The sequence below is a fragment of the Eubacterium sp. 3_1_31 genome (assembly GCF_964249515.1).
Taxonomy (GTDB): domain Bacteria; phylum Bacillota_I; class Bacilli_A; order Erysipelotrichales; family Erysipelotrichaceae; genus Longicatena; species Longicatena caecimuris.
Genome location: NZ_CAXUBY010000019.1, coordinates 1 through 24118, shown reverse-complemented (window position 1 = coordinate 24118; position 24118 = coordinate 1). Strand labels below are relative to the sequence as shown.

The following is a 24118-nucleotide window of genomic DNA, read 5'->3' as shown; positions in this document are numbered from 1 at the left end:
TTCATAATGCCATCATAACTTTTACAGCGGCATCACTTTATCACAAACTTCATTCTATTCCTTTACGTATTTATTTTAATCCCACATAACTATATCATAAACAGGAAATAAAACCTATAAAAATTGCTGATCCTATGCTTTTCTACAACTTAGAACCATGATACAATCATTACCATAAGAGCAGGAGGGCATGTGAATGAAAGAATTAATTTTAGTGGGATGTGGAGGCGCCTTAGGAGCCATATTGCGTTATGGTTTAGGACTTCTTCCGATGCGTACTTCTTTCCCCTTTATGACTATGCTAATAAATATTCTTGGTGCACTCTGTATTGGTATGATAATAGCTTATGCTCAAGAAACAAATGCACAACCGGATATCATACTTTTCATTAAGACTGGATTTTGTGGAGGCTTTACGACTTTTTCTACCTTTTCTTTAGAAACGGTGCAGCTTTTTGAAACACAACGTTATCTTAGTGGCAGTATATATGCATGTGGCAGTCTGCTGTTTTGTATCCTTGCTGTCTTGTTAGGACGATGGCTGATGCTGTTGTTTCTTTCTTGATATACTATAAAAGATGATTACAGAAACCACTGTATTTATCGATGATTACTGTATTAGCACTCTCATTTATAGAGTGTGTTTATACAAGTGATGTTGATGGATGTTGATCAAATAAGCTCTTGTAGTTTTTCTAAATCAAATAAATTTGTCGGTAAGGTTAATAACGCTTTCTTCCTTCCATCATTATAATTATCTAATAAATATTGAATTTACGACGCACTCCCACCATTTCCTAATGAAAGGTTTTTTTCCTCATATGTTTTAAGGATAAAATCATTTATAAAAGATACCCATTTTTTGTATACAACATCGGAATATAACGAATGCCTCCGGCTTCAATTTCATGATTGATGGCACGAAAGCCTAAATGTTCGTACACTTCTTTTGCATAGAGTGAGGAATTCACCGTGATGATCATTTGTTTTTGTAAACGCAACATGCTTTGAAACAAAGCTTTCCCTACCCCTTTGCGATAGTAGTGTTCATCTACAAAGAAAAGTGAGATGTGTCCCTCGCACATTGCCATTACCCCAATCAAAATATCCTCTTCATATGCCCCTAAAAAGATGAGACGCTCAAAAAGATCATCCCGCATCAGATAGGCATAGAAATCCTTCACACCTTCTTCACTATAATCAACTGCATCAAATCGCAAAAAGGTTTTCCATATCAGCTCCCTCACTTGAACATCTTCTTGTTTCGATATCCGATCAATTCGCATTTACGCTCATCTCCTTTCCATATTTGCGTATATGCAATGTTTTTTAAACCCACCGTTATACTTGCTGATAGATAAAAATATTATTTCATTATCAGATTATTTTTCTTACCTATAGCATACCATGAGCAAAAGAAAAAATCACTGGCTTATGACATATCCAGAATCCTAGACACATTGAAATTTTACTAACTTTTACCACATGGATTTGGCGATGTAATTGTTGCTTCCGGTATCCCTCCATCTGTATTTCTGCCAGGTAGCCACTGTAAATTTGCTCCTAATTCATTTCCAGATGGAATTCTTATATTCCCAGGATTTTTTATATCAACTCTTACTGGTGATGCACCTAATGTACCAGGCTCGTAACTTTTTCTAAATTAGAAATTTCTTCTCAGCTTGCTCTATAAGGTCGTCTGCAACAGATGATGGCATAACAAAAGTTCCTCCTGGAGGTCCAGCAGTTCTGATTTTAGCCTGTATCATTATTTTTGCGACATCTCCATCAAATTGTACCTTCGCCGAATTGCTTTTGTAGTTCCTTAATTTCTAGAGGTAATTTATCTATAATATTATCTATTTGTTTTTCATTAGGTTTGAAATCATTGAAAATTTTAAATTTTATATTTTTACACCTTATATCAATATGTTAATTTTATATTCAATTTAACATTATCCCTTGCACTTTGGAAATTGTAATTGCATAACCCATAATCTGATTTTCTAAATCATCTATTCGATAACGCCATTCTGACCCAACGGATAAATTTATATTTCTATCACCTAAATTAGTTGAATTCATTGGTTTACAATACTTCATTATCGCGTCTGGACATCTTTTAAAGCTTTTATAATATCCTCATAGTTTGTAATTAACTCTGCTTCTTTTTTTTCTTTAAGCTGATAGTATCCTTCCATTCCCCTATGAATTATTGCATAAGTAGTTGGATTATTTTCTCGATCTGTACAATTGATAACATATTGACAGAATTCCACAGCTTGATTTGTTTCATACCCCAACTCATGAATTGAAAGTTCAATCATCATTCCTTGAACATCTGTAGGTGATTTCCCCATCTCATAAGCAAGCGCATTTAGTACTCCAAACATAAATGCTCCATACACTTGACGTGCCAGTTCATCTTGAAATTCTGTTATTCTTAAAATTCTAGAAATATCATTGCTGGCCTCTTTAGCTTTTTTTAAAAAATCTGCCTTTCTTTTCATTTTTTCCTCCTAAAATACCAATATTCTTCCTTTGGGATAGTTACCTTCCCAGCCATATGGCAAATGCCCTAATAAATAAATTTCTAACATTTCACTATAAAATTCTGAGCGGATAATGTCACAATAACTATTAACCATAATTATATTTATTACATCGAAAACAACAGCCGTTTTAATTGATTCTGTTATCTTATCTTCTAATAGCATGGCATCTAATTTAATGATAAGATCTGGTATAACTGTTGCTTTAATTTGATTGACCATATCGTTCCAATACAAATTATACTCATTTGGATTATTTACCGATAGCCATCCTGTTACTTGATTAACTTCTTCTAAACAAATATTTTCCCATTTCAACCCAGCAATTGATTTACTTATTTTTTTAAACTTTTAGTTTTAATATCGCCTTTATAAGCTTCACCCATCTTTGATAAAAGATTAGTTTCATTAAATTTTTTGATCAGTTGCTCATCCAGTTGCATTTCAATCACCTTTCTATAATTTCAATACGTTAATCCGTATCCATATAATATTATCAAGCAAGCATTTTAATCGTTCAACAATAGTATTTACTACCTTATGAATAACCTTTAAATAGGAAATATTTCTAATTATCAATTTTTTCTTACCTATAGCATACCATGAGCAAAAGAAAAAGCATATCCTAAGTATGCTTTTTCTTTAATCATTAAGCTGAATTCTTACTTTCTTGCATATAGTGTTTGTTTATAACTCATGCACGTAAATACATAATAGCTTCCATAAATTAAGATAACGACAATGGCACAGAAGAAATTAGCTAATCCTATATCACCGATTCCCAAACCGGACATTAAAGATGTAGATACTACAGGAATACCAACAGATGCATGAATAACAGCCAACACTAATGGCAACAAGAAATAAATAGATATCTGTGCATAGATGGAATGATTCATCATCTTTTCACTTGTACCGATTTTTCTTAAAATCAAATAACGTTTTTGATTATCCTCAGCCTCAGAAAGCTGTTGCAATGCTAATACTGCTGCACTTGCCACTAAGAAGACTACTCCCAAATACAAACCGACATACGTGAACAGCATACCTAATCCTGCCTGATTATCAATAATCAATTTACGAGTCATAGAAGAATAGCGAAGAGTTTGTTCATTCGTTCCCAACAGCTTCTTTGCATTCTCATGTACCTTCGTATCATATGCCTCGATCTTACTTTCATCTTTAACATCAATATTCCAGAAAGTATGATGGCTAGCTATTTGCGGTGGCAATATGGCATCAGGCACAACGATGGCAGCCCCTGTACTAAACCCAAATTCTGTGGCAATATTGATGGCTTCCTCTTGCTTTACTTGTAAATGCAGTTTATGATTAAACACCTGCAGTGGCTTTTTCGTCTGTTCTGCGATTTCATTTAAGGTTGGAATGATACTAGATGAGCCGCTGATAAAGAAAGTTTCATCCTGCTTTAACTGCATGGGAGATAACTTCCAGGCACGTCTGGCTTTATTAAAGTCACTTAATGTGATAATTTCCAGATCTGCATCTTTATACAACATACCAGTGTCTACATCTTTCGCATAATTAAATAAATCCTTTAATTTCAGATGATCCGTATAAACGGAAATTGTCTCACTACTCGTTATATTTTTATCCGTGTCTAGCATCAAGATCTGACGCATCTTTTGTGTATCAGCTTTTTGATATTGGGTAAAGGAATAAGCATATGGTGTCTGTGTATCCAAGGATGTTTTTAATGAATCATTCAGATTCCATCCTACAGATAAGGCTCCTACACTTAATAACAGCATAAGGCAAACTATGCTCATAGAAACAAAACTAGTATTGATTTTGGCATTTACCTGACGTAATACAAACATACGCAATCCGCGATAGTATAAACGCTTGCTGGAACGTATGAACTGTAAGAGGAAACCCGATAGGGACAAAAAGAAGAACAATGTTCCTAAGCTTCCCATAATTAGAATAGGAACTAAACAGCTCGCAAACATCTGAGTAGAGCGTGTCGCCAGATAATAAGCTGCCCCTAACAACAACAACGAAACGATAAAAATGAGTACAGCGATGAAAGGTTTTTGAATTCTAGCTTTTTCTTGTTTACGCTCAGCCTGCAATAGTTCTATCAATTTTACTTTCGCTATAACTCTGGTATTCAGCATCATGATAACCAGAAAAATAATCGTAAAGGAAATAGCAGTGATAATAGCTGCTGATGGCGAGAAGACAAAGTTATAATTTACTTGAACTGAGAACAGATGTGCGGTAAAGATGCCTAAGCCTTGTGAGCACAATATACCTAGTAATAATCCAACACCAAGTGATACCACACCAATGCATACGGTTTCATAAATTAAAACCTTAGAGATATCTTTTTTCTCCATGCCCAACAACATATATAAACCAAATTCTTTTTTCCGTCGTTTAATCAAAAAGTTGTTGGCATACATGACCAGAAAGGCCAGTACGATAGCCACAAAAACGGATAAGATTCCCATGAAAATGCCAAGTGTTTGTAGCATGATGGATTGTGAGTCATTTAATGACATGATTTCCTTTTGCGCTTGAAAGGAATTAAAGGTATAGAATAAACAGATAGAAAACATCAGAGTTAGAAAATAGATCATATAATCTTTATAGCTTTTTCTGACGTTATGCAGCGCAAGTCTGGTTAATTTCATTTACATCCCTTCTTTCACTGTAATTATAAAAGAACAAGTATCTCGCTGCCATCGTTGTCACTTACACTTTCCTTACAAATTTGAAATAATAATAAATTTTTCCACATAGCATTGGCCAAAAAAGCATAAGAGGGGTTATGTATCTAGAATGTCTTATGATACGTTATGTTATAACTATATTTATAGGAAGTAGTCAAAGCGAAATTAGGCAACAGAATGCTGAACATGGCATGTTTGTTCCTATAAAACAAAAAGACAATATTTTCCATCCGTATGAATACTATTTTACCATATGCTGGCATGTTAGAAAGTACATATTTTTCCTTATTTTATTATTGCCAGATTTTATTTTCTATGGTAATATAGTTAAGCAGTTAAATCTTAGGGGTATAGTACAATGGTAGTATAACGGTCTCCAAAACCGCTGATGGGAGTTCGATCCTCTCTACCCCTGCCATGAAAAATAGCCAGACACCGAAACGGTGTCTTTTTTTATAAACTGGCAGGGGCAGAGAGGTCCTTATAAACAGACCATATCTTTCCATAGCAAAAGATAATACTCAATATGCTATAATAAACGCATGAAAACAACACATAAAGAAAAATTATATCTGAATGAACATAATAAAAAACAATTAGGCGCTATGATACGATGGCTGCGTTTACAAGCCGGCTGGACACAACAACAGCTTGTTGATAAAGTAGGGATCCTCTCTTTACGGACATTGATATCTTTAGAACAAGGAAAAATTGTAAAAGATGATGATATTTATGATACGTTACTGGATCAATTTGCATTATCCTTTAATTATACGCACCCTATGGATAAACATATCGAGCAAATGCTATCGGCTATGCTTTCTGCTTATGCGCATTATGATGACGAAGCTATGCGTGCCATCTGCATAGCTTTATTGCAATCCTTACTTCCTTATCAGCAACATGTGCAGGAATTCTTTTATATCCGCATATTACAAGTCTTTACTCGCCTTTGGACAAGTCAGGAATATCTTTCATCAAAAGATTACCAATTATTTTTATCCTGTCATGATTTTCTAAGTGAATCCTTGCAAATCATGATGGAGGATGCTCTTTATCAATGGCAATGTACTTTTCCCCATAATAACATTGTATTAGAACAACTTTATCAACAATTCCATATGCATTACCATCATCATATCACCCGCTTTTCAATTGGTATTGTCTTACATTTAAGTGATAAACATCACGACTATCTACAAGCTTTTCTCATCTTAAAGGAATGTGAACAATATGAGCTAATGCATAAGGACAATCCCCATGCGCTTTTTTCCATATATCATTGGATGAGTAATCTTGCCATTTTTATAGAGACCCAGCAATTTGAATTCTATAAAGAAAAAGCTTTATCTTATATGAAACAAACAAGCCTTTCTTCTCATACGCTTGCTATCTTCTATTATAATATTGGCGGATGTTATTATTATCAGAAACAATATGCCAAAGCGCTGACATGTTATCAATCTTCTTTCGATACAAAGAGCCATTCCCCCTTGCCTTTATTGATATGGATGTGTCATGCACAATTCTGTCTTGATAAAACATTGCCAGCCTGTATCATGCAAAAAATTGATGTACAAGCCTGCAGTAAAGCATTACGCGATTGTTGGCACTATTTTATCTTAAAGCGTGATGGTCAAAATGCCCAGACATTGGAAACCTATATCATGAAAACACTGTTACCTGTCTTACAGACTCTGGCACCGGAATTTCATAAGGTTTACCACGATGAGTTAAAAGCTCTGCTTCCTCTAACACGCAATTATAAACAACTATTGTTATTTGAAGAAAAATTAAATCTCGCCTAACTATCTTTTCCCATTTCTTTTGCATATGCCTTGTTTTTTTCTTCTTAACAAGCGTCTTTTACCTATACATGCAGATTTATTGGAAGGCATTTTATCAGTGGTACAATAAGCTTTACAGGAGGCTGATATTTATGAATTTAGAAGAACTTTATCAACATGTTCATGAAGAAGAACGATTACAGAAATCACCCGCAGCGCATATCGAATTTCTTACGACCATGCAGTATCTTACACAATATTTGCATGGACATGAACGTATTTTAGACTTAGGAGCTGCCACTGGAGCTTATGCTTTACCGCTTGCTGAAGCAGGCTATGAGGTATGTGCCATGGATCTGATGCCCCATCACCTAAATCGTTTGAAACAACAAAAGAAGAAACAGATGAAGCTGACCCTTCACCAAGGAAATGCTATGGATCTCTCCAGGTTTTCAGATGATAGTTTTGATATCATACTATGTATGGGACCTCTATATCATCTTAAAGAAGAAGAGCAACGAATCTGTTTGGATGAAATGCATCGCGTTGTAAAAGATGGTGGAATTATCTTTTGTGCATTTCTTAGTAACCTTGCCGTGTTTACCACGGAAGCCTTATATCCGAATAGTTCTTTTTTGAATAGCTCACAATATGATCCAACTACCTTTAAAGTCATCAATGATCCCTTTGTAAGCACCTATGTGCAGAAAGCAGAGCAACTCTTTCAAAGCATGGGCTTTACGCTTTTAAAAACCTTTAGTCAAGATGGACTTTCAGAAGTATTGGCAGAACGGATCAACGCATTAACAAAACCACAATATGAAGAATGGCTGCGTTTTCATCTGGCCATTTGTGAACAAAGAGAGCAACTTGCACATTCCAATCATCTCATTAGTATTTTGCAATCCCATAAAACACGTCAACGTTTACAGGATACAACGCGTTTACGGCTGCAGCGACTGTCTATGCAAGATCATGTACAAATGTACGAGATGGCTAAAGATCCTGACGTTGCTCGCATGTGCGGATGGAAGCCGCATGCTTCTCTGGAAGAAACAAAACAAATCTTATCTAATTTTCTGATAAACGATCACACATGGGGCATTTATCAGAAAACGGATAATACTCTGTATGGACTCATCAGCTTAGATGCGGATCAACATCGTCCTCGCAATGGCTATCGCATGTTGGGCTATTGGATCGGAAAACCCTATTGGGGCAAGGGCATTGTTGTCGAGGCTGCAAAAGAAGTCTTACGCTATGCATTTGAAGATCTGCACTGCACAATAATCAGTGTCTATCATTTCCCTTTTAATACACAAAGTAAACGTGTTATCGAAAAACTGGGATTTCAATATGAAGGCACCTTGCATGATGCTTATGAATATTACGATGGTACCTACTTTGATGAAGTATGTTATTACCTAAAGCAGGAACCGTCATAGCCATCTTGTGATTTCTCACTTTATAAAAGTTAAAAAGGTAAAATCTTGAATATGTGATGCTATACTATTGCATACAAAGTATTCACAAATTGGTGGTATTTGCCAATACGAATGGTGGTAGCATTTCTACGCTTTCTTCTGATGAATTCTTTCCTTCTTACATCGATAAATTTTTTAATCTTCATCGCGTTTCATCTGAAATAATGATACAATAATAAGATGAAAGATAAGGTGATGGTATGGAATTTACAATAGCTCAGATACGTGACTTTGCAGGCGATGAGCAAACATTTGAAAAGGGAGAAAAATTGATGAAGGAAAAAGCCATCAAATCGTTGGATATCGATGACTTTTCAAGTCCTGAGATCATTATGGTCAATGCTAATGTCGTAGATAAAAAAGTATATCGGGAAGTGAATATGTCAATCGATAAGGATGACTTCATCGTAAGAGCTCATTTGTGTGGCTGTGAAGAGCATGCCCAAAAAATGACCTGTGCACATTGTGTCGCTGTTTTGCTGCGCCTAATGGAAGACAGTAAACGCAAAAACGCGGAAAAGGAACAGATGGAAAATAAAGTAGTCGATAAACATGCCATTCAGATCATGAATATCTACGAAGAACAAATCGTCTATTCTTCATTGGCCATGAACTTAAAAACAGCCATTCATTTGGAACCCGTATTAGAAATACGTAAAAAAAACATTCTTGCGTTAACCTTAAAAATCGGCAATGAAAAACAATATATCGTCAAAGACATCGCATTATTTCTGGATGATATTGCCCATAATGTAAAAAAAGCCTATGGTAAGGAACTGGAATTCATGCATAATTATTATAGCTTTGATGAAACGAGTCAAAAGCTGATTGATTTCATGCGTCATCATGAACATGATGTTTTGTATTTTTTAAATCATCCTGCCTTAGAAAAAGCCCCGCAATCCCGTAATATGTGCATGACGCCGGATGCTTTAGATGAATTTTATGAATTATATACCAATCAGGATGTCATGCATCGCATGAAAGAAAAAACATTAATCAACATGCGCTTTCTTGCTATCAATCCCCCTTTTTCTTTACAGATACACAAAGATGCCCAGCAGATTTTTCATATTTCTCTGAATGAAGGAGACTATCGTCTGTTTAAAGGACGAAACCATCTATATGTTCTTATGAATCATATCCTTTATCGTTGTGATAAAGATTTTACAAAAGCCTGTGAGCCAATGCTCAGCGGATGCTTAGAACATCATAATACCTTAACCGTGTCAGATGGCTTGATGAGTGCTTTCTATAATAATGTTATTTTAAATGTCAAAAAATATCTGCCTCTGCATGGTGAAGATATTTCTATGTATGCGCCATTACCATTAGAATGTAAGGTGTATATCGATATGCCGAAACAAAATGTCATATCTGCACGTTTGCTGTATTGTTATGGAGATGATATGTATAATGCGTTCAGTGATACTTCCTTATCCGCCAGTCGCAACTTCAATGATGAAATTGCCGTACGTCTGATTTTTACCAAATATATGACACGGATTGACGCGATGGAAGGACTTGCCTATATTGAACATTCACAAGATGCCATATATGAATTTTTAAATAAAGGCTTTGAAGAATTATCACAGACCTGTGAAATGTTTGCCAGTGAGAAATTCCGCAAACTGCAGATACGTGATAGTGTGAATATCTCCATGGGTGTACGTATTGAAAGTGATTTGCTAGAAATTGATTTTGATACCTTTGATTTTCCTGTCGAAGAGTTGCAAGAGGTATTAAAAGCATACCGTTTGAATAAAAAATACTATCGTATGCGCAACGGTTCTTTTGTCAATATTGAAGATAGTGCTTTGCAAGAGTTGTCTTTTATTTTAGATGGCATGCATGTAAGTGAAAAAGAGCTCGAAAGTGGTAAAATCAAGGTTCCCAAATATCGTTCTTTATACATCGATAAAAGCCTAAAAGATGCTGAGATGATCAAGGTTGAGCGCGATGCGACTTTTAAAGATATCATCCGTAGTATACGCAATGTTAAGGACTCTGATTTTAAGGTTCCTCACAGTCTGAAAAACATTTTGCGAAATTATCAAAAAGATGGTTTCCGCTGGCTAAAAACGATGGCCAATTATGGTTTTGGAGGAATTTTAGCTGATGATATGGGCATTGGTAAGACCTTGCAAGTAATTACTTTATTGGAAGATGAAAAGCTCCATGATCCACAGGCTATCTCTCTTGTTGTCTGTCCAAGTTCACTGATTTTGAACTGGCAAAGTGAAATCGCGAAATTTTCTGATGCCTTAACGAGCATTTTGATTACCGGGAATATGGAGGAACGAAAAGCCTTAATCTACAAAGCGAAAGATTATGATGTCGTGATCACCTCTTATGATTATCTCAAACGTGATATTGAACACTATGAAAATTTCCACTTTACTTATCAAATCATTGATGAAGCTCAGTATATCAAAAACCATAATACGAAGAATGCCGTATCTGTCAAACAGATTCAGGCAGCCCATCGATTTGCCTTAACCGGAACACCGATTGAAAATTCATTAGCGGAATTATGGAGCATTTTTGATTTCTTAATGCCAGGTTATCTATATACTTACCCTTACTTCAAAAAGCAATATGAGATTCCTATCGTGAAAGAAAATGATCCTATAACCTTAAAGGAATTAAAGCGAATGGTAGAACCGTTCATCTTGCGCCGTGTAAAGAAAGATGTCTTAAAAGAACTTCCTGAAAAAGTCGAACATACGATGATGATCGAATTAGATGAAGAAACCCGAAAATTATATATGGCAAATGTATCTTTGATACGAGAAGATTTGCATAAAAGCTTTAAACAAAAAGGCTTTGAAAATAGTAAGATCATGGTGCTGAGTATGTTGACCAGATTGCGCCAATTGTGCTGTGATCCCCGCTTGCTGTATGAAAATTACCAGGGGGTAGGCAATAAAATTAACGCGTGCATGGAATTTATCGAAAACTGTCGTGCATCGGGTAAAAAAGTCTTATTATTCTCACAGTTTACCTCACTGTTATCGTTGATTGAAAAAGAGCTAAAGCAACGCGAAATTGATTACTATCTATTAAAAGGCAGCACCCCAAAAGTACAGCGTCAGCAATATGTAAATGCCTTTAATGTTGATGCTACACCGGTTTTTTTGATATCTTTAAAAGCCGGAGGAACCGGGTTGAATCTTACCAGTGCCGAAGTTGTCATTCACTTTGATCCATGGTGGAATGTATCTGCCCAAAATCAAGCTACCGATCGAGCCTATCGCATCGGACAGCACAACAATGTACAGGTCGTTAAACTAATTGCCAAAGATACAATCGAAGAAAAAATCATGCATTTACAAGAATTAAAACAAGATTTAAGTGATAGTATCATTCACTTGAATGACGGTTTGATTACTAGCATGAGCAAAGATGAAATTATGGATTTGTTCTAACTTACAAGAACAAGAGGCTGGATCCTTGCAAAGCGCATATACTTTTAAGGACAGCCTCTTTCATTTCGTCTATAAGATTTTCAACGTTTTTTTAGTTATAGAAACAAGCTTTTTTTCAACGCTTTTTTTATTTCTTTGTTAACATGGATTGTGCCTTTGTGAATAATATCGGCTGTATCTGAGGATATGTCCACTCTGGTATCTTCTTTACATCCGTGAAGAAAGCAATTTCCTGTATCTCACTTTCAGGAAGTTCATCAAAGTCATACACCTCTGCATAATACAACATACCAAATGTTTCATGCTCATCACTGCTTTCTTTTACGCGTGTTTTACCAAGGCAGGAATACACACACAAGGGAATCAGTTGATATTCCTTCGCTCCACTCTCTTCATAAAACTCCCGTCTTGCACAATCCAGAATAGACTCATTTGCTTCTCGATGTCCGCCGCATAATTCATAGCTGTTGCGCTGTTTGTGTTTACAAAAGACCCATTGTTCCTTATATTTAGCCACTATGACAGCAAATAGCAACTTTTCATCATCAACCTTTTCATAAAATTTGATTTTCATAAGACCACCTCTTCACATTTTTCATGCAATTGTTATGGTTTTATATAGGTAAAACCTTTTTCTTGCAATGCGACAATATCAGCCACACCTGCTTCAACAATGACGATATGCTCAAGAAGATCGACAGCTTCTAACTGCTGTGCACGCAACGCATTTTGACATGCGTGAAAAGATATTCCCTTAGCAAATAAAGCAAGGATTTCCTTTGCAATATTTTCCTGTGTGTCCTCTTTCCCATATCCTTTTACGGCTTCACCATTTGCTACGACGACGATTTGAAACACCTCATCATGGTGTTCATAAAACGTGATAAGATTCTTCACATTTCCTAATGTTAATGACCAATTCTTCATTTCATCTATATGAAATACAACTTTTTTCATATTCAACACTTCTTTCTGTGCATTCTTTTTTTTATTATAGCACATCTATTCTTACACATAACGATGATTGCTAGGAAAGCATGTTTTCAACAGATCATTTGACTATTTTGTTAATGGCGAGCATACCTATTTAACAGGTGATACTATGCTGTTTGCATTAGAATTTGATGAGGAAGTCAGTGCTCGCTCTTATTTAAAAGAATTATTAAAATGTTATCCATACGATATTGAAGAGACCATGGTGCTTTCTCTTTTAACAAAAAATCCTTTCCCTTACCGTCCTTTATTAATTTTTCTGCAATACTTTTCTGCTATTGGTAAAATTCACATCATCACCAAGCCAGATGTTCCTTCTCCCTCTTTACAGCATCTTTGGGAAAATATGAGTCGTCTTGTTCAACAATCAGGCTCCATTTTACCCATGCATCAATTTGCTTTTGATGCTACCTATCAAGTAAAGAAACACCCCTTATCGCATCCCTATGCGCATCTTCCCTTGAGTCATATTCCTTTCTTAAGCGAAGTACAGTTACACAGTGTTCCGGTCATCGCTATGGCAAAACATTCTCATCAATATCCGATACGAAAAAGCGATACTTTTTTATATCGGGATATCAGTATGGATGCCGCTAGCTATCTTGGCATCTGTATCCGCATCGGCAATTTTCAAGGCATTGTTTTTTTACATCGTAAAGCATTGTGGTTTGCGGCAGCTCTATCCGCCATGTATCCTATTACAGAACCAGGTGTTACTTATGATTTCCTTCTCTTGTTTGGGTTACAAAGCCATCGTAAACAGCGGAGTTACTATTACGATCAGACAAATGCCTTATACATCGGTATGGTCAGCGGTGGGGATGAGATGTTACATTTTCTCTACTTAAAAGAAATGATCTTAACCTTATACAATGCGCTTTGTATTCAAAAGCATGATCTCCCTATTCATGCCTCCATGGTGCATATTGCATATTCGCAACAGCAACAAAATCTTGTCTTTGCCGGGATGACCCACAGTGGTAAGAGTGAATTATTAGATGCCATATTGAAAAGTTGTCATACTCGCAAGATAGCCGCAAGTGCTTATTATGATGATAGCGGCATTTTGCACTATCTTGATAATGCCATCGTCAGTACCGGTAGTGAGGTCAGTGCCTGTAAAGATATCTCTTATGTAAAAAAGCAACAACTATTCGCACATTATGCATCCGGCATCTTTCTAAAAGAAGAAGATACTATTCGTTATCAGATCACTCCTTTGACAACCTATGAAAGCAGTCTGCAATTTTATCCGGTCCATGCCTTATTCTATTTAAACGCAAAGGCAAAGTTTCAAGGATGGCGAAAAGTTGAGAGTTTGGATGATGCCATCGCTTTATTTCTCGGTCATCATGATAAAGAAGATTTCTTCTGTCAAACCTTAGCTGCTTATGATCATCAGGTAAAAAGCCAAGAACTCATTCATGAATTTTTAACCATTCTATATACACAAAACGTAGGTATTTATGAGCTGAGTACGAAGGGAACACCGTATCAGAAACAATTTCTTTTTGAGCGATTGGCAAATGCTATTCTTGATGAAATCCTGGACGGGAAATGATTGCGTTTAAAGGCGGAAACAGGTATACTATGAGTAGTGTTTTCAAGGAGGATCTGCATGGAAACAAAAGAGATAATCGACGCTTTAGGATTGCGCCGCAGTTTAACCAGAATTACACATGAAATCATTGAACATAACAAAGGTGTTGAGGATATCGTTCTTGTCGGCATCAAGACCAGAGGTGAAATTCTCGCTCAGCGTTTAGCTAAAATGATTGCGCGTGTAGAGCAAGTACAGGTACCTTGTTATGCATTGGATGTTTCCCATTGGCGTGATGATCTGGAGCAGGCACACCCTTTACCAAACCAAACCATGCCGGTAAAGGATAAGAAAGTTATTTTAGTAGATGATGTCTTATTCAAAGGACGAACCGTGCGCGCTGCCATGGATGCCATTATGCATTATGGAAGAGCAAAAGAGATACAATTGGCCGTCTTGGTTGATCGCGGTCATCGTGAATTACCGATACGCGCAGACTACATCGGCAAAAACATTCCTAGCTCTTTACAGGAACAGATTCGCGTAAAAGTTGAAGAAATTGATGATTGTGATGGTGTGTACATCTCACGTTAAATCACTAAGTAAAAATAGAAAGTAGGTAAGATGATGATGAATAAAGAATATGTTGTAGCATTCGCAAAAAAGTTATTAGCAATTGATTCCCCTACCGGGTATACCAAAAAAGCCATCGACTTCGTTGAAGAAGAAGCAAAGCGATTCGGATATCAGACAAAACGTAATCACAAAGGCAATTTATGGATCTATGTAAAAGGTAATCATCATCATAAGACACTTGGTTTATGCGCCCATTGCGATACCTTAGGTCTTATGGTCCGCTCGATAAAAAGTGATGGAAAGCTTGCCTTAACCAATTTAGGCGGTCCTATCATTCCGACACTGGATGGGGAATATTGTCGTATCTATACAAGAGATGGTCAATGCTATAGCGGAACGATTTTATCCACTTCTCCAGCAGCCCATGTCTATAAAGATGCCAGCACGAAGAAACGTGAAATTGATGAAATGGAAGTCCGCATTGATGAAGTCACTTATACAAAGGAAGATACGCAGAAACTTGGAATTCAAAATGGAGATATTGTTGCCATCGATCCAAAAGTACAAATTACCGAAAGTGGTTTTATTAAATCTCGTTTCTTAGATGATAAAATCAGCGTTTCTGCGTTGATGGGCATTTTACATCATTTAAAAGAAAATGCCATTACCCCTGCTTATGATTTGATCTTTATGATGAGCACCTATGAAGAAGTCGGACATGGTATGGCGCATATCCCGGATGAAATTGCTGAGCTTTTAGCTGTCGATATGGGATGCATCGGCTTAGATTTGGCATGCACAGAACAAGATGTTTCTATCTGTGCCAAAGATTCCAGTGGTCCTTATGATTATGATCTTACCAGCAAACTTATTGAGCTGGCTAAACGTGAAGCCGTATCTTATGCAATTGATATTTATCCACAATATGGTTCAGATGTCAGTGCCGCAAGAAATGCCGGAAATGATATCAAAGGGGCATTGATTGGTCCGGGTGTTCACGCTTCTCATGGTATGGAACGTACACATATCGATGGTGTCCTTAACACCATGAAATTGATCCTTGCCTATATTTGCGAGGAATAAAGAATGCATTTCTTACCCGTATGATTCGTACGGGTTTTCTTTTGCTTAGGGCTTTTTCAAAGTAATCCCTATTTTACTGACGCTTACACCTTTCCTTCTTCATATTTATTTTGTCGCAGCAGGGAAAGGATGATTTTATACATGAAAGCTCTTTATTTCACATATAGTAAAATAAGAGGTGATCTTATGTTGCTGCATACGTTTTTATTTGTTTTTATCGCGGAAATGGCTGATAAAACACAACTTATGATGATGGCGCTCACCAATCGCTATCGTATGAAAAGTGTGATATTAGGGATGATGTTAGGGGTCATCATCATCAGTGCTTTTTCTACATTGGCCGGAGATCTGATAGGCGATATGATCCCTATGCAGTTTATCAAATTGGCCGCTGCCGCAATGTTTTTAGGCTTTGGTTTTTTTAACTTACGCATTACAAAAGAAGAAAGCAAGGGGCATCATATTTCCTTAGGATTGCCTATTTTTTCTATTGCCTTTACCTTTATTCTAGCTGAGCTCGGTGATAAGACGCAATTAGCAACCGTAGCACTTTCAGCCGATCACATGGACCAGCACCTACAAGTTTTTCTGGGAGCATCCTTAGGCCTTATCATGGCGAATATTTTTGGTATCTTTGCTGGAAAATTTATCTTTGCCCATTTAAGTGAAGATAGTGTTAAAGTAGTTTCTTCCTTTTTCTTCTTTCTCTTTGGCTCCATTACCTTGTTTGAGGCCTATCCAGCAGCCCCCTTTTTCTATATCATCTATTCCATTCTCATCATCAGCATTGCCTGTATGATTTATGAGAAAAGTCATAAAGAGATAGCATAGTATTATCTTCACATTCATCAAAAAAGAAGAATTGCTTACGGTTTACACACTCTTCCTTCTAAGAAAATAAACCTTCCATAATCTTCTCCTTCATTTTGGAATTTCTATGCTATAATAGGGGTAATCTAACAGAGAAAGAAGGTCTAAAATGAAAGAAACTTGGTCACTTGATGTCCTCTATAAGGGTTATGATGATCCGCAATTTGAAGCAGATATCAAGAAACTTGATGAATTGATTGCACAATGCAATACCTTGGCAGACACCTTATCCCATAAGGATGAAACTACTACCTTGAAACAAATTCTAACTACATTAAATGAATTAGAACAGGTCAGCTACCAGCTGTTGGCATATGCCAATCTGCGCCAAAGCTGTGATACCACTGATGCGCAAACAGCAGCTTATTTAGATAAGATCACTAAGAAAACAAGCAACGTGGCAAAAGCAAAAGCAAAATTCAATCGCTATATTGCACAAATAAAAGATCTTGATGCTTGCCTGGAAAAAGAAGAAGCATTACAGGAATACACCTACTTGTTACATTCGATTCAAGAAGATGGTCGTTACTTACTCAGTGATGATGTAGAAGAAGTATTATCCAAGATGGATATCTCGGCAGGACAGGCTTGGGAAACCATGCAAAGCTATCTGACCAGCACCTTAGAAGTAGACTATGATGGAAAAACAACTACCCTTTCACAGATTCGCAACTTGGCATATGACTCTGATAAAAAGGTGCGTAAACGCGCTTATGAAGCAGAATTAGCTGCTTATGCCAAGATTCGTGATGCTATTGCCTTTTCTTTAAACAACATCAAAGCACAAGTCTTAACAGAATGTGAATTGCGCGGTTTCGCTTCTCCATTAGCAATGACACTGCATCAGTCCCATATGAAACAGGAAACCTTAGATGCCATGCTATCGGCCATGGATGATTATATGCCGGTATTCCGTAAATATTTAAAACGCAAGGCGGAAATGTTAGGTTATCAAAACGGACTTCCTTGGTATGAGCTATTTGCACCTATTGGAAAAGACGATACAAAATTCACGATTGAAACAGCGAAAGACTATCTGTTGAAACATTTTGCGCCTTTTGCACAGGATATGGCAGATATGATGGAAGAAGCCTTTGCAGATGAATGGATTGATTTCTATCCACGTAAAGGTAAGGTTGGAGGAGCATTCTGCGAAAATCTCCCTTTCTTGAAACAAAGTCGTGTTTTAACTAATTTTGATGGTTCCTTAGGCGATGTTGTGACATTGGCTCATGAATTAGGACATGCATATCATGGTATGATGATCCAGGATCACAAGATGCTTAATACGGATTATTCTATGCCAGTTGCCGAAACTGCTTCTACCTTTAATGAAAATATCATCATGAATGCTGCAATTGATGAAGCAGAAGGTGAAACAAAGCTGGCATTAATAGAAACACAGCTTCAAGATCTTACACAGATCATGTGTGATATCTATTCTCGTTTCTTATTTGAAAAAAAGGTATTTGAAAAACGTAAAGAGGGGTTCCTATTCCCGGATGAACTAGAAGCGATGATGTTGGATGCACAAAAACAAGCATATGGTGATGGCTTAGATGAGCAGTATTTGCATCCTTATATGTGGATCAATAAGAGCCATTATTATTCATCAGCTCTGAGCTTTTACAACTTCCCTTACGCTTTTGGCGGTTTATTTGCCCGTGGCTTAATTGTAAAATATCATGAAATGAAGGATGCTTTCGTACCAAAATATCGTGAATTGCTACATGCGACAACGGTATCCGATGTTGAAGATGTTGCTAAATTGGCTGACATTGATCTGACTTCTAAAGATTTCTGGATCAGTTGTTTAAAAACCGCTGAGGAAAGAGTAAATGAATTCTTAACTCTGAGCGAGTCCTTTAACAAATAAACCCTATGTTCATATAAAAACGGTAACTATTCGCCATATCTTAACATGGCATGTAGATACCGCTTTTTTTGCATATTCTAATTGTATTGTTTCATAAAACACAAACAACAAAATGCTGTATCATACATCGTTTTTTTAACTGCTAGGTATCAAAATAGAGAAGCTTATTCTTCTCTATTTTGATACTAGAAAATACTCTATATGTATATGCATCATCTTTTTTATTTTTCATAGTATCATATACGGCCTGATTCATAATTTCTAAATAATCCGTAGTTATGATTTCAACATCTACTGTGACTTTCTTTTTTGACACTTTTTGCTTGCCTACTTTGAATACCATAGCGGCATAGCTTTCTTTCGTTGTCTTTTTCTGCAATGCCGAGCTTTTATCATAGGATGTTTGATCAAAATTAATACCTGCATATTCACAAGCTTTTTTGTAATCATCCGTCTTCATGGAAGTCAAAAAAAAACTCTATATTGGATTATCCAATATAGAGGTACATATACCTGTAAGATTCATTTCATAATAGGTATTCTTAAATAGTAACTGTCTTGACAGGTCTTTTATAAGACTTTCGTTTCTCATTAAATAAGCGATAAGCTTTATTGAAGGAAGTAATTACTTCTTGATCTGTTGTTTTTTTCAGTCGATAATGACGATGAAAATACTGACTGAGCTCCATCGTCACCTTTTCTGCACCAAAGATATTCAAATGTACTCCGGAATCATTCGTATCCCTTCTCCAATCGATGTTCTTCTCCATATTCGTATTTAAATCTAAATATGGCAGATGTCGTTCTTTTGCATACAACTCTACTGCCTCTTTTTTACTTTGATTCCATTCTTTGGCACCCGGTACTTTTAATAACATAAGCTTAATATGATTCTTTTTACATATATCATGAATCATATCCATATATTTTTTACTATTCGCATCAAACATCGCCTGTGAAGATGCACGCATATAATTGGTCTTCCCTTTATACGGTTTTTGCTTGTAGCTGCTAATAAAGCCCTTCGTATCATTCATTGGCGAACCAAAGGTTTCAGCTATATCAACCGCATTTATTTCATTATAACGATTATGATATAAAAAGACAGGGAATAATAAACTTATTTTATCAGTTAAAGAAAATTGAAATGCTGCATCTTGAATCATATTAATTTTATTCATCGAAAGTTTCATGTGATCGATAATCTTTCGTTTATTTCCCATAGAATATTTATGATCATTAAATGCGCAATTCACTTCCATAACGACTACTTTTGGCTTTTGCGTTTTTAATGCTTCTTCCAATAAATAATACAAAGCATAGGTTCTTACCGAAGGAGCGCCCAGTGCATAACTGGTAAAACCATTTTCCTTCCACAACTTAGCAGGTATGATACTGCGATACATACTACTATCACCAAGAAATAAAACATCTAATGAGTTTTTCTTTTCTTCATAGAAGCCACGTATCGTTTTGCTCATCTTATTATCTTTGGGAATTAATATCATGGAAAATAAGTTTAATAATAGAGCAAAAATAACAATAAAGGATGTAAAGGCTAGGATAGATTTACGTCTGTTTTTCATGATGTTTGCTCCTTTCACTAAAATTCACCATATATAAAATCGCTTGCTTGATAACCATGACCATAAATACCAAATACGATAATGGATACCCCTATGATAAGGATAATACCATAACGCAACAACAGACTTTTCTGATCAAATAATGCAAATAAATTTACACGTCTTTCCTTTAAGCCTGCTATTATAAACATCAATACCAATCCCCATATCAAAATGCCAAAATCAACAAGAGTCAGCCCATGTGCTAAGATATCTGTTTCCTGCATCGTAAAGATCCGCAACAGCATTTGCAAGGCATCATCTAGTGAGTGCGCACGAAAGATCAGCATGCCACCAAAAACAATCAATACCGTACGTAAGATACAAAAGAGACGATAGCCTTTTCGCTGTTCATGAAGATGCCATGTATCTTTGATTTTCGTAAAAACAGGGGCAAGCAACAAACCCATCATCATAATTAGATAATAATATAAACCATATACAATATATTTCCAGCTGGCGCCATGCCAGAATCCATTGAAAAACCAGACAAAAAAGAGGGGAAATGCGCTTAGGATAAATCTTCCGAAATTCCCTTTCATATGCTTTTTCACAGAACGGTTCAAATTCATATTCATTTTAGATAATGATATTGAATAAAATACGTAATCTTTTAGCCAAGTCCCTAACGTACGATGCCAGCGACGCCAGAATTCAGCTATACTTTTTGAGAAAAACGGTTGTTCAAAATTTTTCTCCATGTGAACACCAAACAAATAGCCAATTCCACGTACGATATCCATAGCGCCACTAAATTCAGCATATATTTGTAATGTATATAAGGCAACAGCTAAAAAAGCGGTAAAACCTCCATGCATACCACTAAATACTGGATTCACATATAGCGCAGCTCGATCAGCGATGACTAATTTTTTAAAAAGTCCCCAAAGAATTAGATATAAACCACTCTTGAATTTTATAATGTCAAATTCATTGCCCGCATACAATTGATCGGCTAACTGATCAAAACGTGAGATCGGACCTTCTGTCATTTGTGGGAAGAAGGACAAATACAAAGCGACTTTCCCAAGCTGAGGGCTTGCTTCGTATTTGCCTCTATACACATCTACCATGTAACTGATGGCCATTAAGGTATAATAGGAGATTCCAAGTGGCAGTACAAATTTTTTTACTGCGATATTAACATTAACATGCAGTAAAGCATTTATGGCATTCAGATTACCGGCAAAAAAACCGTAATATTTTAAATAGCATAAGATACCAATATTGATTGCCAATACGACGATCAAAATCAGTTGCTTCCGTTTCTTCATCATAGCCTTATAGGCTTTCTTTTGGTCTTTTTCTAAACTTTTTATGGTAGCTTTTTGCAGCTTTATCTGTTTGTTAATAGCTAAGCCGCCGATATATACACTCAAAATACTACCTATCAGGAAAATGATCAATGCCTGCGAGGCCGCAACATAAAAGATGACATTTGCTAAGAGCAAAATACACCATCGCCACTGTTTCGGCGCAAGATAATAAAGCACACAAGATGCTGTCACTAACAGCATGAATGGCAGCGATATCAATGACATGATACAAATCCTATTCTTCCATTAATCGCTCAATCAGCGCATATAGCTTTTCTACATCATTGAAAACCTCTGGCTGCACTTCCATAACTGGAATTTCAACATCAAATTCATCATCGATAGCCGCAATGATTTCAACGATATCGAAGGAATCTAAAATACCATCCTCAATAAGTTTTTTTTCTTTTTTAAAATCGACTCCTGGCTTCATATCTTCTAAGATTGCTAGTAATTTCTCCATATTTTTTATCCTCCTGCATACATAGCTTTTAAAGCTTTCCGATCTATTTTCCCATTTGCATTATAAGGCATGCGTTTTATAGGAATAAATTTATTGGGCCACATGTAATTGGGCAGCTTGGCCTTTGCCTGTTCCAAAATTGCTTTTTCCGTTAAATTTTTGCCCTGATAATATAAGATGATCCATTTCGCTTGTGTATCATAGATACACGCACAGGCATCCATCCCCTCTATCGCAAACATAGCGGTTTCAATTTCACCAAGTTCAATGCGATATCCCATATGCTTGATTTGAAAATCCTTACGTGATAAGTACATCAACTCACCGTATTCATTGTATTTCACAATATCACCACTGCGATAAATAAGCTCTGGATAATGAGGCTGCAATGGATTTTGAATAAACACTTCGCTTGTTTTCTCCACTTGATCATAATATCCATTTGCCAAAAAACTTCCTCGTACACAAAGTTCACCGGCTTCATCGCCTTTTGCTTGTGTACCATCTTCTTTTAGCACAATAACATCACAATTGTTACAAGCATTTCCGATTGGCAAAGCTTCATCATCCGCAAAATCACGGTTTACAATATAATACGTACAAATATCGGTAACTTCTGTTGGACCATATAAATTTGCATATAAAGCATCAGGTAAATGTCTGCGCCAGATATTTAAAATCTTTGTTGGCATTACTTCACCTGCAAACAACACCTTTTTTACATCTTTAGGCGGCAATACTTCTAAACCTTTTAAGTTTGCCACGATACCTAAAGCACTCGGCACCCAGTAAATGGTATTGATCTTATTTTGAATCATGCAGTCCAAAAGCTTTGCTGGAAAAGAGAAATAAAGTTTTGGCAGCAAATAAAGACTAGCACCTGATAAAAGGGTTGCATAAATATCAAGCACAGACATACTGAAATAAAACGGTGTCTGATTACCAAAGATCGTTGTTTCATCGATTGCAAAGGTTTCAACAACCCAATGGGCATAGGCAAGGACACTGCGATGTGATACAACTGTTCCTTTCGGAATACCGGTAGAGCCGGAAGTAAACAATACATATGCCGGATCCGTATCAATCATCTTTCTTCGCCTGGATAATAAGTTTGCTTCTTCTATCGCATAGGTCTTGTTTTCTTCATAAAGCAACAAATCTCCTTTAAAATTTAACTTTTCGGCTGTTTTCCATTGCTTATGATCGCTAATAAGCAGGCTTGGCTGCAACGTATTCAGTATACATTCCATACGCTCAACGGGCATCTTTACATCTAAGATCGTATAATAATTTCCACTATATAACACTCCCATCATTGATACGAGAGCCTGAATGCTTTTATCAATCAAAATGACAACAGGCTGATTCTGTGATGGTATTTTTTCTATAATCTTACAAGCAATCGCTTTTGCTTCATTGACAAACGCTTTATATGTAATGCTCTTTTCCGGTTCCATAAGCATTGTTTTATCAGGATAACGAGAACAACTGTTTTCCAGCATCTCAACTATATTCTTCATAACAATTAGCTCCTTTACATAAGAAGGAAACACCCTTCCTGTTCACCTGTATTATAGCATCTAGATGCATTTTTACTTCTTAAGGGTTCTTAATTCTAAATGACATATATGTCACTTTTATCCTTACATTCTCCTACAAAGAAAAAAAGTCATTTTTACTTATGTTAGAATTATCGGTAAATAAAACCTAAAAAAAGTAAGCTAACATGCTTACTAGACAAACACATCATGTAATAAATATCCACCAGCTTAGCTGGTGGTTTTTACGTAATCGCCCCAAGGGGCTCAGATTCAGGCTACGCTTAC

21 protein-coding genes and 1 tRNA gene are annotated in these 24118 nt (G+C 36.3%); 10 read left to right on the top strand and 12 right to left on the bottom strand.

Going from position 1 to position 24118, the window contains the following annotated elements; genetic code table 11:
- Nucleotides 1-196: 196 nt before the first annotated feature.
- On the top strand, nucleotides 197-565 hold the full coding sequence (gene crcB / locus ACESSZ_RS09090) for a fluoride efflux transporter CrcB (protein WP_331866914.1): 369 nt from the start codon (nucleotides 197-199) through the stop codon (nucleotides 563-565).
- Between the two features lie 277 nt (nucleotides 566-842).
- Here the strand turns inward: crcB and ACESSZ_RS09085 are convergent, their stop codons facing one another.
- The 5 genes from ACESSZ_RS09085 to ACESSZ_RS09065 form a co-directional block, all read right to left on the bottom strand.
- Complete coding sequence (locus tag ACESSZ_RS09085; protein ID WP_331866913.1) at nucleotides 843-1286, bottom strand: GNAT family N-acetyltransferase; 444 nt, start codon at nucleotides 1284-1286, stop codon at nucleotides 843-845.
- A 658-nt stretch (nucleotides 1287-1944) separates the two neighbouring features.
- On the bottom strand, nucleotides 1945-2085 hold the full coding sequence (locus tag ACESSZ_RS09080) for a polymorphic toxin type 15 domain-containing protein (RefSeq protein ID WP_415162157.1): 141 nt from the start codon (nucleotides 2083-2085) through the stop codon (nucleotides 1945-1947).
- A gap of 17 nt (nucleotides 2086-2102) precedes the next feature.
- Nucleotides 2103-2510, bottom strand: a complete 408-nt coding sequence (gene imm48, locus ACESSZ_RS09075; protein WP_331866912.1) for an Imm48 family immunity protein — start codon at nucleotides 2508-2510, stop codon at nucleotides 2103-2105.
- A gap of 9 nt (nucleotides 2511-2519) precedes the next feature.
- On the bottom strand, nucleotides 2520-2870 hold the full coding sequence (locus ACESSZ_RS09070; RefSeq protein WP_331866911.1) for a hypothetical protein: 351 nt from the start codon (nucleotides 2868-2870) through the stop codon (nucleotides 2520-2522).
- A 344-nt stretch (nucleotides 2871-3214) separates the two neighbouring features.
- Nucleotides 3215-5212 (bottom strand): FtsX-like permease family protein, encoded by a 1998-nt coding sequence (locus ACESSZ_RS09065; RefSeq protein WP_331866910.1) that lies wholly within the window; start codon nucleotides 5210-5212, stop codon nucleotides 3215-3217.
- Between the two features lie 383 nt (nucleotides 5213-5595).
- Between ACESSZ_RS09065 and ACESSZ_RS09060 the strand changes: the two genes are divergently transcribed.
- The 4 genes from ACESSZ_RS09060 (at nucleotide 5596) to ACESSZ_RS09045 (ending at nucleotide 11950) form a co-directional block, all read left to right on the top strand.
- Nucleotides 5596-5669: transfer RNA gene (locus ACESSZ_RS09060), tRNA-Trp, on the top strand.
- 124 nt (nucleotides 5670-5793) lie between these two features.
- Entirely contained in the window at nucleotides 5794-7059 is a 1266-nt protein-coding gene (locus tag ACESSZ_RS09055) for a hypothetical protein (protein WP_331866909.1), read from the top strand.
- A 131-nt stretch (nucleotides 7060-7190) separates the two neighbouring features.
- Entirely contained in the window at nucleotides 7191-8483 is a 1293-nt protein-coding gene (locus ACESSZ_RS09050; RefSeq protein ID WP_331866908.1) for a GNAT family N-acetyltransferase, read from the top strand.
- Between the two features lie 239 nt (nucleotides 8484-8722).
- On the top strand, nucleotides 8723-11950 hold the full coding sequence (locus tag ACESSZ_RS09045) for a DEAD/DEAH box helicase (RefSeq protein WP_331866907.1): 3228 nt from the start codon (nucleotides 8723-8725) through the stop codon (nucleotides 11948-11950).
- A gap of 127 nt (nucleotides 11951-12077) precedes the next feature.
- Here ACESSZ_RS09045 and ACESSZ_RS09040 read toward each other — a convergent pair whose 3' ends face one another.
- Nucleotides 12078-12524 (bottom strand): NUDIX hydrolase, encoded by a 447-nt coding sequence (locus tag ACESSZ_RS09040; RefSeq protein ID WP_008689795.1) that lies wholly within the window; start codon nucleotides 12522-12524, stop codon nucleotides 12078-12080.
- Nucleotides 12525-12556: 32 nt separating this feature from the next.
- Nucleotides 12557-12952, bottom strand: coding sequence for a DsrE family protein (locus ACESSZ_RS09035; RefSeq protein ID WP_008689797.1), 396 nt, complete (start codon nucleotides 12950-12952; stop codon nucleotides 12557-12559).
- 100 nt (nucleotides 12953-13052) lie between these two features.
- Here ACESSZ_RS09035 and ACESSZ_RS09030 point away from each other — a divergent pair, with 100 nt between their 5' ends.
- From ACESSZ_RS09030 to ACESSZ_RS09010, 5 genes are all read left to right on the top strand, one after another.
- Nucleotides 13053-14504 carry a hypothetical protein gene (locus ACESSZ_RS09030; protein WP_331866703.1) on the top strand — a complete coding sequence of 484 codons (1452 nt, stop codon included), beginning with the start codon at nucleotides 13053-13055 and terminating at the stop codon, nucleotides 14502-14504.
- Between the two features lie 57 nt (nucleotides 14505-14561).
- Nucleotides 14562-15077: a bifunctional pyr operon transcriptional regulator/uracil phosphoribosyltransferase PyrR gene (gene pyrR / locus ACESSZ_RS09025; protein WP_008689801.1), complete on the top strand. Its 516-nt coding sequence runs from the start codon at nucleotides 14562-14564 to the stop codon at nucleotides 15075-15077.
- Nucleotides 15078-15113: 36 nt separating this feature from the next.
- Nucleotides 15114-16142: a M42 family metallopeptidase gene (locus ACESSZ_RS09020; RefSeq protein WP_008689802.1), complete on the top strand. Its 1029-nt coding sequence runs from the start codon at nucleotides 15114-15116 to the stop codon at nucleotides 16140-16142.
- A gap of 186 nt (nucleotides 16143-16328) precedes the next feature.
- Complete coding sequence (locus ACESSZ_RS09015) at nucleotides 16329-16973, top strand: TMEM165/GDT1 family protein (RefSeq protein ID WP_008689804.1); 645 nt, start codon at nucleotides 16329-16331, stop codon at nucleotides 16971-16973.
- Between the two features lie 148 nt (nucleotides 16974-17121).
- Entirely contained in the window at nucleotides 17122-18888 is a 1767-nt protein-coding gene (locus tag ACESSZ_RS09010) for a M3 family oligoendopeptidase (protein WP_270373360.1), read from the top strand.
- Nucleotides 18889-19030: 142 nt separating this feature from the next.
- On the opposite strand, the gene ACESSZ_RS09005 is transcribed toward ACESSZ_RS09010, so the two are convergent.
- From ACESSZ_RS09005 to ACESSZ_RS08985, 5 genes are all read right to left on the bottom strand, one after another.
- Nucleotides 19031-19357 carry a hypothetical protein gene (locus ACESSZ_RS09005; RefSeq protein ID WP_499842760.1) on the bottom strand — a complete coding sequence of 109 codons (327 nt, stop codon included), beginning with the start codon at nucleotides 19355-19357 and terminating at the stop codon, nucleotides 19031-19033.
- A gap of 73 nt (nucleotides 19358-19430) precedes the next feature.
- On the bottom strand, nucleotides 19431-20474 hold the full coding sequence (locus ACESSZ_RS09000; RefSeq protein WP_331866704.1) for an SGNH/GDSL hydrolase family protein: 1044 nt from the start codon (nucleotides 20472-20474) through the stop codon (nucleotides 19431-19433).
- 17 nt (nucleotides 20475-20491) lie between these two features.
- Complete coding sequence (locus tag ACESSZ_RS08995; protein ID WP_008689810.1) at nucleotides 20492-22054, bottom strand: MBOAT family O-acyltransferase; 1563 nt, start codon at nucleotides 22052-22054, stop codon at nucleotides 20492-20494.
- A 10-nt stretch (nucleotides 22055-22064) separates the two neighbouring features.
- Nucleotides 22065-22292 carry a phosphopantetheine-binding protein gene (locus ACESSZ_RS08990; protein ID WP_008689811.1) on the bottom strand — a complete coding sequence of 76 codons (228 nt, stop codon included), beginning with the start codon at nucleotides 22290-22292 and terminating at the stop codon, nucleotides 22065-22067.
- A 5-nt stretch (nucleotides 22293-22297) separates the two neighbouring features.
- Entirely contained in the window at nucleotides 22298-23812 is a 1515-nt protein-coding gene (locus tag ACESSZ_RS08985; protein WP_008689812.1) for an amino acid adenylation domain-containing protein, read from the bottom strand.
- Nucleotides 23813-24118 lie beyond the last annotated feature (306 nt).